This is a genomic window from Novosphingobium pokkalii (assembly GCF_014652855.1).
Lineage (GTDB): Bacteria > Pseudomonadota > Alphaproteobacteria > Sphingomonadales > Sphingomonadaceae > Novosphingobium > Novosphingobium pokkalii.
Window position 1 is genome coordinate 90,051 of the sequence record NZ_BMZP01000007.1, and the last position, 15,520, is coordinate 105,570.

Sequence of the window (15,520 nt, forward strand, 5' to 3'; positions counted from 1 at the left end):
GGCCCCGGCGAGCGCCGGAGCCTTTCTTTTTCATGCGAAATGGCGCGGGTTCAGGCCCAGGCGGACATTTCCTTTTCGAGGTTCTCGACGATCGCCTCGAAGAACTTCTCCGTGGTCATCCACGGCTGGTCGGGGCCGATCAGGATCGCGAGATCCTTGGTCATCTTGCCGCTTTCCACGGTTTCGATGCAGACGCGCTCCAGGGTTTCGGCAAAACGCACCACTTCGGGGGTTTCGTCGAACTTGCCACGATACATCAGGCCGCGCGTCCAGGCGAAGATCGAGGCGATCGGGTTGGTGCTGGTCGCCTTGCCCTGCTGGTGCTGGCGATAGTGGCGCGTCACGGTGCCGTGGGCCGCTTCGGCTTCCACGGTCTTGCCGTCGGGCGTCATCAGCACCGAGGTCATCAGGCCCAGCGAGCCGAAGCCCTGCGCCACGGTGTCGGACTGCACGTCACCGTCATAGTTCTTGCAGGCCCACACGAACTTGCCCGACCACTTGAGCGCGGAAGCGACCATGTCGTCGATCAGGCGGTGCTGGTATTCGATGCCGGCGGCGGCAAACTTCTCCTTGAAGCCTTCGGTGTCGAACACTTCCTGGAACAGGTCCTTGAAGCGGCCGTCATAGGCCTTGAGGATGGTGTTCTTGGTCGACAGGTAGACCGGCCAACCCAGGCCGAGGCCATAGTTGAAGCTGGCGCGGGCGAAATCGCGGATCGAATCGTCCAGGTTGTACATCGCCATGGCGACGCCCGAGGACGGGAAATCGAACACTTCGAGATCGATCGACTCGCCGTTCACGCCGTCGAACACCAGGCGCAGCTTGCCCGGGCCGGGGATCAGGGTGTCGGTCGCCTTGTACTGGTCGCCAAAGGCATGGCGGCCCACCACGATCGGGTCGGTCCAGCCCGGCACCAGGCGGGGCACGTTCTGGATCACGATCGGTTCGCGGAACACCACGCCGCCCAGGATGTTGCGGATCGTGCCGTTGGGCGACTTCCACATCTTCTTGAGGCCGAATTCTTCCACGCGGGCTTCGTCCGGGGTGATCGTGGCGCACTTCACGCCCACGCCGTACTGCTTGATGGCGTTGGCCGAATCGATGGTGATCTGGTCACCGGTCTCGTCGCGCTTCTGGACCGAAAGGTCGAAGTACTTCAGTTCGAGATCGAGGTAGGGAAGGATCAGGCGCTCGCGGATCCATTCCCAGATGATGCGGGTCATCTCGTCGCCGTCGATCTCGACGATCGGGTTCTTCACCTTGATCTTCGCCATAGCCGTCCTGTTGCCTTGCCTGGGGAGTTGAACTTACCCGCCCCCTTAGCAGGTGCGGAACGCGGTGCAAGCGCAGGCCCGGCGATTCTTGGCGGGGGCTGCGGTTTTCACGGCGTGGCCCGCAAGTCATAGATCGCCTCGCCCACGCGCACCCTGTGGCGCCGCACGATCTGCCAGCCGGCCCGTTCCAGCAGCCGGGCAAAGCGCAAGGGGCCATGGCGATGCAGCCAGATCACTTCCTTGCGGCGCAGGCGCAGCGCCCAGAGCACGTCCTGGACCGAGGCGTGGTTATACGACAGCACGACGCGATCGAACTGCCGCAACTGCGCAAACAGGCGGGGCAGGTCGGTGACATATTCGACCACGCCCAGCATGGCCGCGGCGCGCTCGCCAAAGCGGGGCAGGGGATCGGCGTTGAGATCGGTCAGCACCGTGCCGGGACCGCGATCGACAATGTCCACGGGCACATAGCGGGTGCCGGCGGGCAGGTAATCGCGCAGTGGCATCAGGCCACAACCGATATCCACCACGCCCGGTTCGTCCGCCAGCCAGGCCGCCGCCTGGCGCGTGCGCCGGTCCCACCGGTCCTGGAGTGCGGACCAGTAGAGGCGCTGGCACGCCAGGGCCGTAGCGGTGGTGGCATCGTTCATGCCCGGCAAGTGGCCCGGGGCGCGCCATGCGATCAAGCCGAGTTGGCTCGCATGTGGCGCAATTGCCGAGAAAACCCGCCAAGCCGGGCTATCGCTGGCGCCCCATGTCCTGGCGACCGACTGAGCCCTGCCAGTGCCGATCAGGGCCACGCGGCCACGCGCAGATAGCCGACCAGGCTGGCGCCATCGCGCCGCCGGGCTGGCGCGTCTGCCGTGTGACGCGGGCCGACGGTGGCCGTGGCGCGCAGCCCCAGCGTCAACCGGCCCGACACGCGCATCACGCCGGCCTGGAGGTCGCCATAATCGCCTTGTGGACGCAGGCGCCAGGTGGCTCCTCCGGCGCGCGCGCGGCCCAGCGAATAGCCGCCGCCCGCATACACGGTGAACGCGGTGCCGGGCAGGCCGCTCGCCACCATGACGTGAACATAGAGGTTGTCGCCGCCGATGGCCGCCTGGCGCGGCGCGTAATCGGCGCCCAGCGCCAGGCGCAGCGGGCCGATGGTGCGCGTCGCCCCGGCATTGAATTCGGCATAGGTCAGTGTCCCGCTGCCATCTGATTCCCGCCCGGCGAACACCCGCCCGGTCGCGCCGGCGCGCCAGGTCCAGCCTGCTGCCGTGGTCGAGAACGCCGGTGCCAGCGTCAGCCCCAGGTCACTGCCCCCGTGGCGCGCACTGCCGCGCAAGGTGGTGGCCGCCATCTCGATTGCCAGCGACTCGGCAGGTGCCCAAGTGCCGAGCACCTGCACCGCCGCGCGTCCTTCGCTCTGGCTCAACCCACGGGCGCGCCAGTCGCTGGCCGCCTCGATCTCCACGGTCAGGTCCGGCGCCGCCTGCGCGCCGGCTGTCGCGGGCCACGCACCGATCGCCACGGCCACTGCGCCGCCAATGGCCTTCACCGCGCCGCCAGGGCGTGGGCCGCCTCGATCGCGGCGAGCGCGGCGGGCTGGTCCTGCGCGGCGGCTTGCGCCAGGAACTGCGCCACCTGGGCCGAGCGCCGTGCCATGGCCGCGTCGGCGGCTGGCGTCGCCCGACATGGGCCGGGCATCGATACTCGCCAGGTTCGCGTCTGCGGCAGGCGATGGCGCAGAGTGGCGGCGCCGTTCGGGGCGTGGATGCGGCGTTCGGCCAAGACCGTCAGCGTTTCTTCGCAGCGTTCATGCGAGGGCCGCGCCGGCGCCGCCATGCCGACGGTCTTGTGCCGCACGTGCGGCACGGCGTGGTAGTCCACGGCATAGCGCTCGCCGCGGTGGTCCACATGCGTGCGGGTGGTGGTTGCCGGTGTCTGATCCGCCAGCGCGGCGGCCATGGCGAGGAATCCAAGCCAGTTCATCGTTGTCTCTCCCGCTTGTGCCGGCAAGGCTCAGGCCAAGACCTGTCCCCGCCGGGATGAAGCAAGCGCTAGCGCGCCTTGCCTTGCGGTGTGTTTCCCGATGGTGAGGTTTTCTGGATAGGGCGCCGGGCAGGGTATCTGGCTCGCGGGCATGAAAAAGCCCCGCCAAAGCGGGGCTTTTCAAGAGTTTCGATGGTGGGCGTAGCAAGGATTGAACTTGCGACCCCTACGATGTCAACATAGTGCTCTACCACTGAGCTATACGCCCGCACCATCGATTGTCCGTCAGCCTCTCGGCGTCGGGAGCGCCCCACTAACCGCGCCGTCCGGCCTTGGCAAGGGGGCAAATCCGGATTTTTTACGCGGCGCTGGCAAAGATCCGGTCCACCTCCATCACCAGGTCGCGCAAGTGGAACGGCTTGGACAGCACGCGGGCCTGCGGCGCCTCGCGATTGGCCTTGAGCGTGACGGCGGCAAAGCCGGTGATGAACATCACCTTGGTGGCCGGGCTGATTTCGCTGCACCGCTGCGCCAGTTCGATCCCGTCCATTTCGGGCATGACGATGTCCGACAGCAGCAGGTCGAAGCGTTCGCGCTCCAGCAGGGGAATCGCCGCTGTCCCGCGATCGACCGCCACCACGCTGTAGCCGGCGTTTTCCAACGCGCGGGCAAGGTAGGTGCGCATGGCCTCTTCGTCTTCTGCCAGCAGGATGCGGATCATGTTACCCTTCTGATTTTCCATGTCGTTTTCCAGATGCACCCGGTTGGTGTGCCACGCCGCCGCCGGCGCAGGCCCGCTGCCGGGGCGCTTGTCATAGCGCCCGGCGGGTTAACAATCTTTCGGCCAGCGCCATCGGCTTGATCGAGGGCGCCGGGTGTGACCCCGCGCGGTTTGTCCGGTTGGGGTTTTGACAGAACCGGCAAAGCATTGCAGCCAATGGCCATGGATGCAACCGATCGTCCCGCTCCTGATTCGTATCACCTTGGGGCAGGTGCCGAAACCACCATCAGCCACAGCGAAGGCGGAACGATCCCCGGCGAGGGCGGCCCGGCTTTTGTCTTGCAGCAGCCGGTGCCGGCGCCGATCCCGGTGGTGCTGGCCGTGCCGCATGCGGGCCGGTCCTATCCGCCCGCGCTGCTCGCCGCTATGCGCCACCCGGCCCAGGCGGCGCGGCGGCTGGAGGATCGGCTGGTCGATCTGGTGGCACAGGCGGTGGCGCGGCAGACCGGCGCCGCGCTGCTGATCGCCCGCGCCCCGCGCGCGATGATCGACCTCAACCGGGCGCCGGATGATCTCGATCGCGAGATGATCGTGCCCGATCCGGCCCTGGCCGATTTCCCGCCGGTGCCGCGCAGCGCCATGGCCGCGCGCCGCGCGCAAAGCGGGCTGGGGCTGGTGCCGCGCCGCCTGGCGGGCCTGGGCGAGATCTGGCGCCAGCGCACCCCGGCTGCCGACGTGCAGGCGCGAATCACCGAGATCCATGCGCCCTATCACCAGGCGCTGTCGGGCGTGCTGTCCGGCCTGGCCGCACGCTGGGGGGCTGCGCTGATGATCGATCTGCATTCCATGCCCCCGCTGCCCCGCCGCGACGCGGCCGAACCGCCACCGACTTACGTGCTGGGCGATCGCTTTGGCGCGGCCTGTTCCGGCGCGCTTATGGCCACGGCCTTTGCCCACATGGCGGCCTGCGGCGCTCGTGCGGCGCACAACCGGCCCTATGCCGGGGGCTATGGCCTTGAGCGCCAGGCGCGGCGTGAGGCGGGTATCCAAGCCATCCAGGTGGAGATCGACCGCAGCGCCTACCTCGACGCTGCCCTGGCCGAACCCGGCGAGGGCTTGCCCGATGTGGTCGAGACCATCACGGGCCTGGTCCGCGCGCTGGCGAGCGACGTGGCCACGCTGGGGCAGGCCAAGCAGCGCTGGCCCCGCGCCGCAGAATAGCCGCGCCGCGCTTAGCCCAAGAAAAAACCACCTGGAGACAAGCTCCAGGTGGCCAAGGTTCAGGGAGGAGGTGCACCAAGTGCACCAATCAAGCCGGGCCATGAGGGGAGCGCCGGCCTGATGTGATGAAGATAGGCAACACTTCTGGACCATGCAAGGGGGTGGCGCAGAAATTTATTGCATTTTCGGTGAATCTTTGTTTGCTGCGCGGCCCTTTCCTGAACGCCGAATACACTTCGCGTTAAGCATCGCGGCCCGCGTGGCTGATTCTCGCTCTGTTTTGCATTGTCTTGCTGCGGCTTGAAGACAGCCTTGCGGGCAATGCGGATGCAAAAAGCCCCCGCCGTTGCCGGCAGGGGCTTCTGGTGATTCGGTGCTGCGGCGATTCGGATGCGATCGTCGGGCCGGATCAGAGCGCGGGCATCGCCACCGGAGCGGGCGCCTTGCCCTGTTCGGCCTGCATGCCGAAGATCGTGCTCATCAGGTCGAGCGAGAAGATGTGCGCATAGAGCAGCGGCAGCAACCCGCTCTGCGCCCAGCCGCGCAGCACGTCGCCACGGATTTCGCGCAGCTTTTCCTGGTTCACCATCTGGAATCCGCGATAGATGAACGGCTGTTCCACGCCGGTCTGCTGGATGGCGACTTCGCCTTCCATCAGCAGGTTGTGCTTCTTCAGTTCGTCGATGAAGGCCTGCGTGCGCTGGCCGGCCTGCTCGAACTGTTCGCAGAACTGCAAGGCCTGCTTGGTCGCTTCGCTCGGCTGGTCGCCGTCGAACAGCGGCTCGCCGTCCTCGAATTCACCCACCAGGCCGCTCGACGGATCAAAGCACAGCGACAGGTCGTCGCTGTCGGGCGTCAGCTTGGCCAGCATGAACGGATAGCGGCGGGCATAGGCGGGCAGGTAGATCGGCTGGTCGATCTTGCCTTCGGCATTGACGAAAACGTTGACGCCTTCGTTCAGGCCCATCAGCGCCAGCGGCACGGGATTGTCGCCCGAAGCGAAGATGATGGGGAAGTGACGGGCGGCCTGCGGGAATTCTTCCACGGTCAGCGGCACGGCATGCTGGCCGATCAGCCAGGGGGCGGACTGGGCGCCGCGCGCACGCCACGTGGCGTGGTCGCGCGTGTTGAGCGGCATGAGGTCCTGGTAGAACAGGGGCAGGTTGGCTTGCGGCGCGCTGGCCATGAACTCTCTCCGAAAACGATAACAGGCCCGTGGCCAGCACGGGCGCGCGCCGGGCATAAGGCCTCAAGCGGGCAGTGACAAGCGCGGGGCCGCGTACGGCTGGGGGTTTGTCGGCCCAGACGTGCGCGATTTGGCGCCCGATCAAAACGTCAGATGAGCTTGCCGGGGTTCATCAGGCCCTTTGGATCGAGCGCCTGCTTGATCTGGCGCAGCATCGCCAGGGCCACCGGATCGCCCAGCCGCGCCAGTTCGTCGCGCTTCAACTGGCCGATGCCGTGCTCGGCCGAGATCGAGCCGCCCCAGGCGGTGACCATGTCGTGCACCTGGCGGCTGATCGCCTTGCCATCGCCCGCTTCCCAGGTGGCGCGGTCGGCGCCCTGAGGCGCGATCACATGGAAATGGATGTTGCCATCGCCCAGGTGGCCAAAGCCGATGGCGCGGGTGCCCGGCCACTGCGCTTCGAGCAGCGGCACGGCTTCTTCCACGAAGGCCGGCATCTTTTCCACCGGCACGCTGATATCGTGCTGCACCGCCGGGCCAAGCGCGCGTTCGGCCGGGGCGATGGTTTCGCGCAGGTTCCAGAACGCCTCGGCCTGGGTCTCGTTGGCAGCCATCGTGGCATCGTCGATCAGCCCGGCCTCGAACGCCTCTTCCAGCACGCTCTGCGCCAGCTCGGGCAGGCGCTCGGCACCATCGGCATCGGCCACCAGCTCGATCAGCACGTGCCAGGGGTGATCTTCCGCCAGCGGCTGGCGCGCGCCGGGCAGATAGTCGCGCACCGCGTCCAGGCTGTGCTGGGGCATCACTTCAAAGCCTTCCAGAGCCTGACCGGCCAAGCGTTCGGCCAGCAGCAGCAGTTCGCGCGCCTTGGGCAGGCTCTGGGTGCCGGCCCACAGCACTTCGCGCGCGGCCACGGCCGGCTCCAGCTTGAGCGTGGCGGCGGTGACCACGCCCAGCGTGCCCTCCGATCCGATCAGCAACTGCTTGAGATCGAAACCGCGGTTGTCCTTCTTGAGCGGCACCAACTGGTTGAACACGGTGCCGTCGGGCATCACCGCCTCCAGCCCCAGCACCAGCGCCCGCATCGAGCCATGGCGCAGCACCTGCGTGCCGCCCGCGTTGGTGGAGATCAGGCCGCCCACGGTGGCCGAACCCTTGCCGCCCAGCGAGAGCGGGAAGCGCAGGCCCTTGGCTTCGGCGGCCTCGTGCAGCACCTGGAGAATGACGCCGGCTTCGCAGGTGGCGCTGCGCGTGGCGGTATCCACCACGCGCAGCGCGTTCATGCGGCGCAGCGAGAGGACCACGGCATGGCCGGTCTCGTCCGGCGTGGCGCCGCCCGACATGCCGCTGTTGCCGCCCTGCGGCACGATCGGCACATTGTGCGCGGCGCACAGGCGCACCAGGCCGGCCACTTCCTCGGTGCTGGCCGGAGAGGCCATGCCCAGGGCGCGGCCGGTGAAGCGCTGGCGCCAGTCGGTCAGCCAGGGCGCAATCGTCTCGGGATCGGTGGTAAAGCCCTTGGCGCCCAGCAGGGCGGCGGCGGCTTCAAGGAACGGCGCGGTTTCCGCGCGGGGTGCAAGCGTTTCGACCATGGCTCCCGGCTACGCCCGCGCGCGGCTGGCAGCAATTCCTTTTTCATCGCGGGCGGGTTAAGGCGTTGTTCAAGCGTCGGCTGCAAGGCACGGCGCTTGTCGGTTCGGGTCGGGTGCCGAAGGGGGGCTCTGGCCACGAACATGAGGGATCGTAGGTTCTTGCCGATTTGCTGATGCCTGGTCTGGTCCATCCTTTCGTGGCCATGGCAGCGCTTGCGGGCGTTGCCATCGGGCCTGGTGCCGTGACCCTGGCTCCGGCGGAGCATGCCCTGCTGCCGGCTGTTCAGGCAGCGCCCGCGGCCACGCTGCCCCAGCCGCTGCGCGATGAAGCCAGCGGCCCGACCAGCGAAGGCGCATCCGGCCTGCTCGATGGCGCGAACACGCCGGGGGAAGACCTGGCCGATGCCCCCTGGCGCCAGGTGCGGATCGAACAGCGCCTGATCATCCGCATCACGCCGGGCATGGGCCGTGATCTGCCGCCGCCACCGCCGATGCCCCAGCCGATGCTGGTGCCGCGTGGACGGCACGGGGTTTCCTGCGTGGCGCTGGGCGGGATCGCCGCGATCGCTCCATCTTCGTCCGACAACCAGATCGTGCTGCTGTTGCGCGATCGTCGCCAGATCGTGGCGAACCTGGAAAAATCATGCAGCGCCCGTGACTTCTACGTGGGTTTCTATGCCGAACGCAGTGCCGATGGCATGCTGTGCACCGGGCGCGACGTGATCCATTCGCGCGCCGGGGCAAGCTGCACGATCACCCGCCTGCAACAGGTGGGCCGCTGAACGCGGCGTCTGCGCGGCTTTCCTTGACTTTCCGGCAGGTTTCGGCATAGCGAGCCCGCATTGAGTGTCGGGCCGCGGATGGTTCGGCCCCGGTGGTTTTGGCCCATGGCGGCGGCGCGCATTCGGCGCCTCGTTGCCAGGCGGGAGAGCCGCCCTGCTTTCGGAACATTACCCGCATGAAGTTTGCCGATCTCGGCCTCTCAGACGAATTGCTTAAGTCGGTCACGGATGCCGGCTATGACGAGCCGACTCCGATCCAGGCCCAGGCCATTCCCTCGGTCCTGATGATGCGCGACATCATCGGCATCGCCCAGACCGGCACCGGCAAGACCGCCGGCTTCGTGCTGCCGATGATCGACATCCTCGCCCACGGCCGCCGTCGCGCGCTGATGCCGCGCTCGCTGATCCTGGAGCCGACTCGCGAACTCGCAGCCCAGGTGGCCGAGAACTTCGAGAAGTACGGCAAGAACCACGATCTCAAGATGGCGCTGCTGATCGGCGGGGTGCAGATGGGCGACCAGGTCAAGGCGCTGCAAGAAGGTGTCGACGTGCTGATCGCCACGCCGGGCCGCCTGATGGACTTGTTCGAGCGGGGCAAGATCCTGCTCACCGGCTGCGAACTGCTGGTGATCGACGAGGCGGACCGCATGCTCGACATGGGGTTCATCCCCGACATCGAATCGATCTGCTCCAAGCTGCCGGCGCAGCGTCAGACGCTGCTGTTCTCGGCCACGATGCCGCCGCCGATCAAGAAGCTGGCCGACCGCTTCCTGTCGAACCCCAAGTCGATCGAAGTCGCACGCCCGGCCAGCACCAACACCAATATCGTCCAGCACAAGGTGAAAGTGGCGGCCCGTGCCAAGCGCGAGGTGCTGCGCCATCTGCTGCGCACCGACAACGTCTCGACCGCGATCGTGTTCTGCAACCGCAAGACGACCGTGCGCGAACTGGCCAAGAGCCTGAAGAGCCACGGCTTCTCGGCGGGCGAAATCCATGGCGACATGGACCAGTCGGCCCGCAATGCCGAACTCCAGAAGTTCAAGGACGGCGGCATCAACATCCTCGTCGCGTCCGACGTTGCCGCGCGCGGGCTCGACGTGAAGGGCGTGAGCCATGTGTTCAACTTCGACACGCCGTGGCATCCGGATGACTACGTGCACCGCATCGGCCGCACGGGCCGTGGCGGTGCCACCGGCCGCGCGTTCACGCTGGTCAGCCCGGAAGACGCCGAGGCGATCGAGAACGTCGAAAAGCTGACCGGCAATCCGATTCCAGTGATGACGCTGGAGATTGGCGCGCCCGAAGCCGAGGAACGCCCGGCCCGCAAGACCCGCGACAAGGCTGAAAAGCCCCAGCGCGCGGCCAAGGCGGAAAAGGCGGCGCCGGACAAGGCAGCACCGGAAAAGCCGGCGCGCCGCAAGAAGGACAGCGCTCCGGCGCCCCGTGAAGAGGCGCCTCGCGAAGAGATCGCTCGCGAGCAGCCGCGTTACGAGGAACCCCGCCGCGATCGGGGCCAGTCGAACGAGCGCCGCCGCGACTATCGCAGCGAACCGCCGAGCGCGCCGGGCGAATGGAACGGTCCGATCCCCGGCTTCCTGCACGTTTCCGCGCTTTGAACCGACCGCGCCGTTTCCACGCGGCGCGGCTGTCCCTGATCCTGGCGGCGCTGGCCGTCGGGATTGGTGGCCTTGCCTGGACGGTGCATCAGGCCGCGCGGGATGCAGAGGCCTCCGCGGTGCCTGTCGCGCCGGTGGCGATCACGCTCAGCGGGCGCGTCACCGATGCCGCGCACCTGCTTTCGCCCAGCGATAGCGCGGCGCTCGATCGCCAGCTTGCCGAATTTGAGCGCCACACCGGCCACCAGATGGTCGTGGTCACCGCGCCTGGCCTGGGCGGGGCCGATATCGCCACGTTCACCCGCGCGCTGGGCAACGCCTGGGGCATTGGCCGCAAGGGCATCAACGACGGTATCATCGTGCTGGTGGCTCCGGTGGACCGGCAGGCCCGCATCGCCGTGGGCGACGGGCTGCGCGCGCGGCTGACCGACCAGGATTGCGCCGCGATCCTGCAACAGCGCATGGTCCCGGCGTTTCGCGAGGGGCATTATGGCCAGGGCCTGCGCGCGGCCGTCGCCGCGATCACCGCCAAGCTCCCGGACTGATCTGCAACAAGCGGAAATCCCGTGGCGTTTCATCAAGGTGTCATCAAAACGGAATTGTAGAGGCCATCCCTTTTGCCAGGATGATGCCATGCAATTCCATCGCCGCCAGTTCATCAAGACCGCCGCTTTCGGCACCGGCGCCTTGCTCCTGCCCGATTGGGCGCGGGCGGCAGACCTGCTCGCCGCGCGTGGTTTCACCCATGGCATCGCCAGCGGCGAGCCGGGCGCGCATGAAATCCTGCTGTGGACCCGCTATGTCCCCGCCAATGGCGACATGGCCGATGTGGCCGTGGAACTGTCGGACACCGCCGACTTTGCCCGCGCCATAGCCGGCGGCACGATGCAGACCGGCGCCTGGCGCGATTACACGGTCAAGATCGTGGCAACCGGCCTGGCCCCGGCCAAGACCTATTACTACCGCTTCATCGCGCCCGATGGCAGCAAGTCGCCTGTCGGCCGCACCCGCACGCTGCCTGCCGACGGCCAGCGGCCCTGGCGCGCGGCGGTGTTTTCCTGCTCCAACCTGCCGTTCGGCTGGTTCAACGCCTATGCCCACGCCGCGCAGAACGATGCGTTCGATTGCACCATCCACCTGGGCGACTATTTCTACGAATATGCGCCGGGTCACTATCCCGAGCCCAAGGACAGCCTGGCGGCGCGCACCGTGCTGCCCGATGCCAACACCGTGCATGTCGCCGATTACCGCCTGCGCTATGCCAGCTATCGCGCCGATCCCGATCTCCAGGCGCTGCATGCCCGCTTCCCGATGATCGCGCAGTGGGACGACCACGAGAGCGCCAACGACAGTTGGGCCGGCGGCGCGCAGCACCATGATCCGGCCACCGAAGGCGATTGGGGCGTGCGCAAGGATGCCGCGATGCAGGTCTATCGCGAGTGGATGCCGGTCAGCGAGGCGCCGTGGAAAGCCTATGACATCGGCGGCCTGGCCACGCTGTTCCGCACCGAAACGCGCCTGCTTGGCCGCACCAAGCAGCCCGACGTGGCGCCACTGTTCCGGGCGGCCGATCCGATGGCGGCGCTCAAGGCGTTCCGCGACGGTGCCTGGCAAGACCCGGCCGCAACGATGATGGGCAGCGAGCAGGAAGCCTGGCTGGCTGGCGCGATGCAGGCCTCGGTCAAGAGCGGACGGGCGTGGCAGATCGTCGGCTTTGGCACGATCATGGGCGAAACCGTCATGCCCGCCACTGCGCAGGATTGGGTGCGCGGCCAATCGGCGCAGGCCGAACGCTATGTCGGCGCGGGGATTCTGGCGGCCAAGGCCGGCCTGCCGTTCAACTATGACAACTGGGGCGGCTATCCGGCGGCGCGCGCGCGGTTCCTGCGCAGCGTGCAGGCGATGGGCGGCAACACCGTTGTCATTTCGGGCGACAGCCACAACGCCTGGGCCTACAACCTGCGTCAGGATGGTCACGCCACGGCGGTCGAATTTGCGGGCCATTCGGTCACGTCGCCCGGCTTCGAGCACGACGTAAGCGTGGCGCCGGAAACAGTCGCTGCCGGCCTCGTCGGCGCCAATCCCGAACTCGCCTGGTGCGACACGTCGCGGCGCGGCTACATGGCGTTGACCGTCACGCCGCAGGCCGTGACCAACGAATGGATCATGATGGACACGATCCAGCAGCGCAATGCCGCCGGGCGCATCGGCCACCGCGCCACGGTGCGGCTCGGCCGTCACGCGATGGAGGCCTGATCAGGTCTTCAACCGCTTGGGCATCAGGAACACGACATAGCCCTTGAACTGCGGTTCGCGGGCCAGTCCGGGGGGCGGCGTCCAGGCGCCGCCCTCGGCCAGCGCTACGCGAAACGGCAGCGGGAAATGCGCCATCTTGCGGAAATAGGCGTCGTATCCCGGGATCGTGCTGCGCCCCTGATAGGTCTGCACCACCACTTCGTCGATCACCGGCTTGAGCCTGGCCAGCGCGGCTGGATCGCCATTGGCGCTCCAGTCCATCAGCCCGGTGATCGAAAGGCGCCAGGGCCGGGGCACATGGGCGCGGGCATCGGCCAGGAACGCGGCATAGCGATCGAGGCCTTGCGTGGCCGCGTCGAAATCGATCTGCAAGCCCTGCACATGGTTGCCCGCCGCCTGCCAGCGCTCCATGTCCGCCAGAATTGTCGCCCAGGTCCGCTCGCCCAGGTCGAGCCGGTCGATCCGCACCACCAGCCACAACTCGGCATCGGGCAGGCGCGGCAGGCCGGCGCGCAGGCGGGTGAACCGGGCCGGGCCGGGGCGGCGGCGCACTTCGCCATCGAGCAGGTAGAGCGTGTGGGCCTTGAGGTCCGCCGCCGGACGCACGCCCGGCCAGACATAGAATGCGTCGAACCCGTGGGGATCGACTTTGGCTGCGGTGGCCTTGGCCGGTGTTTCCGCTGGCGCCGGCTGCTCGCGCTGGCAGGCGGTCAGCAAGGCCAGCGTCGCGAGAGCAAGGCGCTTCACCAATAATACCGCAGCGACTTGGCCCAGCGGCTGGCGGGATAGCGAGCTTTCAGCTCGTCATACCAGGCCTTGCGCTGCGCCTTGGGCACTTGCTGCGCCTGCATCGCGGCATAGTCCGTCGCAGGGCCGGAGCAACCGTTATAGCCCGAGGGCGCATAGCACATCACGGCGCGGTAAAGCGCATAGGCGCGCAAGTCGGCAGGCGCGGCCTTGTCGGCAATGATCGTGGCATAGATCGCATCGCGCGACAGCGGCTTGCCGGGGAACTGGTCCTTGCCCCGGCCAAGCTGCTCCACCTTCTCGAACGGCGTATAGAGCGCAAAGCCGTCGAACCCGTTGAGGCGGTAGAATTCACCCAGGCAGACGCGCGCCGCCGCATGGCCCGGTTCGCGCGCCAGCGTCGCGGCGGTCTGGGCCAGCGGCGGGCAGGGCCAGCCGTCCTACCATTGCCCGCGCGTGAAGCGCTGCGCCGCCGGAGTGGCCAGGCCATTGCCGTACCATGCCGTCAGGTCGACCTTGGGATCGGGCGGTACCAGCGCCAGATCGCGCACGACATCGCCATAGGCGCCGCGCGTCAGGCCTTTGTAAAGCAGTGTGAACCGCGCCACGTTGCGTTCGTCATCCGGACGGCTGGGATCGGCGGCATTGGCGCGCAGCGTGGCCGGGGCGGCCATGGTCTGGAGCATCAACTGGCGCAGCGTCATGTCCGCAATCGGGGACTTGCTGGCCAGTGCCTGGTCGATCCGCCCGTCGCGCTGCCAGCGCAGCGCCAGGCCCAGTTGCGCCAACTGGCCCTGCCACAGCCCCTTGGCGCCGCCCATCAGTTCCTGCCAGAAGCCCGCCTCGTTGGCATCGTGCGCCTTGGCCAGCGCCATGCCGCGCAAGGCCTGGCGGCTGAACGCCAGCGGGGTATAGGCTCGCTCGCGCGCCGCATCGGGCAGGCGCGCCAGGATCGTGCGCGGCGCTTCCCCGGCATAATAGGCGCGCGTGGCCTCCAGCAGGCCATAGAGATCGGCCTGCCGGGCAAAGACCGGGGCCTGCGCCGCCAGCGTTGCGGCGGGCAGGGGCATCGGCTTGGCCGGATCGGCCGGGCGCATCGCCTTGAGATCGGCAATCGCCATGAGCAGCGGCGTCTTGCCCTGGGCGATGATCGCCTGCGCGCCGCCATCGGATTGCAGCAGCGTGTTGTCGATTTCCTCGGCCAGGTCGGCGGCGGCTTCCTGGCTGCCGGGCGTGGCACGCAGCAGCGCTTCATAGCGTTCGGCCAGCGCGTCGGTCTGCCCCGTCAGCCACAGCACGCGGCGCCGCAACCCCTGCGCAGAGGCGGCATAGCGGCCCTGTGGCCAGGCCTGGAGATAGGCATCGATCGCCGCGCCCGCCCGGCGCGCGGCGGCCTTGTCCACCGCGTCGATCCCGGCAAAATCGCCATACTTGTCCACCGCCCCGGCAACCGCCGCGCGCAGGCCCAGGCGGATCTTCATGTAGGCAGCGGTTTCGCGCAGCCAGGGCGAGGCGCTGTTGGACAGGCCGGCAAAGGCACTGCGCGCGCCGTCGTACTGCCCTTTGTAAAAGGCATCGGCCCCGCGCAGATAGGCGGCATAATCGCGCCCGGAGGCACTGGTGGTCTTGATTGCCATGTCTGCATCCGCGCAGCCCGCCTTGGCGCGCAGGGCCATCAAGGCGGTGCGATCGCCGTCCGGCACGGCCTTGTCTGCGGCGAGAGCTGCAGCAAAGGCATCCTGCGCAGCCTTGGGCGCGGCGCATTCGGGGGCGTCTTGCGCGGCAGGCGTCTCGGGCTCTTCGGGGTGAGGCCACAGCGTGTCGCGCAGCCCGTGCCAACTGAAGAATACGTGCCCGAGCTGGCCGTCATCCCATTCCGGCTTGGCATAGGCCAGCCCGGCCTCGCTGACAGGCGCCAGGCTGCGCATCAGCAGCAGCAGGTTGATGCGCGTGTCGTTGCCGGGGCTGAGCATTGCGCGCCCTTCGCAGGCATAGTCGGGCGCATCGAGCCGCCAGACCGGGGAGCAGGAACTGTCCGCGCAAGACCAGGCGACGGTTGCCGCCAGCCCGCTTGCCCCGATCAGGGCCGCTGCCAAAAGCGCCTTACGCTGCCATCCCCGCATTGCCTTCCCCCTGCGGCCCGGA

Annotated in this window: 15 protein-coding genes and 1 tRNA gene; 5 read left to right on the forward strand and 11 right to left on the reverse strand. The window is 67.9% G+C overall.

Annotation, left to right across the window (positions count from 1 at the left end):
* Window positions 1-50: 50 nt before the first annotated feature.
* From IE191_RS09235 to cpdR, 6 genes are all read right to left on the reverse strand, one after another.
* Window positions 51-1,274 carry an NADP-dependent isocitrate dehydrogenase gene (locus IE191_RS09235; protein ID WP_191324087.1) on the reverse strand — a complete coding sequence of 408 codons (1,224 nt, stop codon included), beginning with the start codon at window positions 1,272-1,274 and terminating at the stop codon, window positions 51-53.
* Between the two features lie 107 nt (window positions 1,275-1,381).
* Entirely contained in the window at window positions 1,382-1,924 is a 543-nt protein-coding gene (locus IE191_RS09240; RefSeq protein ID WP_191324088.1) for a class I SAM-dependent methyltransferase, read from the reverse strand.
* A 140-nt stretch (window positions 1,925-2,064) separates the two neighbouring features.
* Complete coding sequence (locus IE191_RS09245) at window positions 2,065-2,820, reverse strand: TorF family putative porin (protein ID WP_191324089.1); 756 nt, start codon at window positions 2,818-2,820, stop codon at window positions 2,065-2,067.
* Complete coding sequence (locus IE191_RS09250) at window positions 2,817-3,254, reverse strand: hypothetical protein (protein ID WP_191324090.1); 438 nt, start codon at window positions 3,252-3,254, stop codon at window positions 2,817-2,819. Before IE191_RS09250 ends, IE191_RS09245 begins: the two co-directional genes overlap by 4 nt.
* Window positions 3,255-3,447: 193 nt before the next feature.
* Window positions 3,448-3,522: transfer RNA gene (locus IE191_RS09255), tRNA-Val, on the reverse strand.
* Window positions 3,523-3,612: 90 nt separating this feature from the next.
* Window positions 3,613-3,975, reverse strand: a complete 363-nt coding sequence (gene cpdR, locus IE191_RS09260) for a cell cycle two-component system response regulator CpdR (protein WP_191324225.1) — start codon at window positions 3,973-3,975, stop codon at window positions 3,613-3,615.
* A gap of 222 nt (window positions 3,976-4,197) precedes the next feature.
* On the opposite strand from cpdR, the gene IE191_RS09265 reads away from it, so the two are divergent.
* Window positions 4,198-5,196 (forward strand): N-formylglutamate amidohydrolase, encoded by a 999-nt coding sequence (locus tag IE191_RS09265; protein ID WP_191324091.1) that lies wholly within the window; start codon window positions 4,198-4,200, stop codon window positions 5,194-5,196.
* A gap of 409 nt (window positions 5,197-5,605) precedes the next feature.
* On the opposite strand, the gene IE191_RS09270 is transcribed toward IE191_RS09265, so the two are convergent.
* Together IE191_RS09270 and IE191_RS09275 are read right to left on the reverse strand one after the other, a co-directional pair.
* Complete coding sequence (locus IE191_RS09270) at window positions 5,606-6,382, reverse strand: SapC family protein (protein WP_191324092.1); 777 nt, start codon at window positions 6,380-6,382, stop codon at window positions 5,606-5,608.
* A 149-nt stretch (window positions 6,383-6,531) separates the two neighbouring features.
* Window positions 6,532-7,974: an FAD-binding oxidoreductase gene (locus IE191_RS09275; RefSeq protein ID WP_191324093.1), complete on the reverse strand. Its 1,443-nt coding sequence runs from the start codon at window positions 7,972-7,974 to the stop codon at window positions 6,532-6,534.
* Window positions 7,975-8,177: 203 nt separating this feature from the next.
* Between IE191_RS09275 and IE191_RS09280 the strand changes: the two genes are divergently transcribed.
* From IE191_RS09280 to IE191_RS09295, 4 genes are all read left to right on the forward strand, one after another.
* Window positions 8,178-8,756: a hypothetical protein gene (locus IE191_RS09280; protein WP_191324094.1), complete on the forward strand. Its 579-nt coding sequence runs from the start codon at window positions 8,178-8,180 to the stop codon at window positions 8,754-8,756.
* Between the two features lie 176 nt (window positions 8,757-8,932).
* Window positions 8,933-10,372, forward strand: a complete 1,440-nt coding sequence (locus IE191_RS09285; RefSeq protein WP_191324095.1) for a DEAD/DEAH box helicase — start codon at window positions 8,933-8,935, stop codon at window positions 10,370-10,372.
* On the forward strand, window positions 10,369-10,917 hold the full coding sequence (locus IE191_RS09290; protein ID WP_191324096.1) for a TPM domain-containing protein: 549 nt from the start codon (window positions 10,369-10,371) through the stop codon (window positions 10,915-10,917). The genes IE191_RS09285 and IE191_RS09290 overlap by 4 nt, the downstream gene beginning before the upstream one ends.
* An 88-nt stretch (window positions 10,918-11,005) precedes the next feature.
* On the forward strand, window positions 11,006-12,628 hold the full coding sequence (locus tag IE191_RS09295; protein ID WP_191324097.1) for an alkaline phosphatase D family protein: 1,623 nt from the start codon (window positions 11,006-11,008) through the stop codon (window positions 12,626-12,628).
* Here the strand turns inward: IE191_RS09295 and IE191_RS09300 are convergent, their stop codons facing one another.
* From IE191_RS09300 to IE191_RS09310, 3 genes are all read right to left on the reverse strand, one after another.
* Window positions 12,629-13,375: a DUF3142 domain-containing protein gene (locus tag IE191_RS09300; protein ID WP_229815218.1), complete on the reverse strand. Its 747-nt coding sequence runs from the start codon at window positions 13,373-13,375 to the stop codon at window positions 12,629-12,631.
* Window positions 13,372-13,671, reverse strand: a complete 300-nt coding sequence (locus tag IE191_RS09305) for a hypothetical protein (RefSeq protein ID WP_191324098.1) — start codon at window positions 13,669-13,671, stop codon at window positions 13,372-13,374. Before IE191_RS09305 ends, IE191_RS09300 begins: the two co-directional genes overlap by 4 nt.
* A 144-nt stretch (window positions 13,672-13,815) precedes the next feature.
* Window positions 13,816-15,471 carry a PA5441 family protein gene (locus IE191_RS09310; protein ID WP_191324099.1) on the reverse strand — a complete coding sequence of 552 codons (1,656 nt, stop codon included), beginning with the start codon at window positions 15,469-15,471 and terminating at the stop codon, window positions 13,816-13,818.
* Window positions 15,472-15,520: the final 49 nt, after the last annotated feature.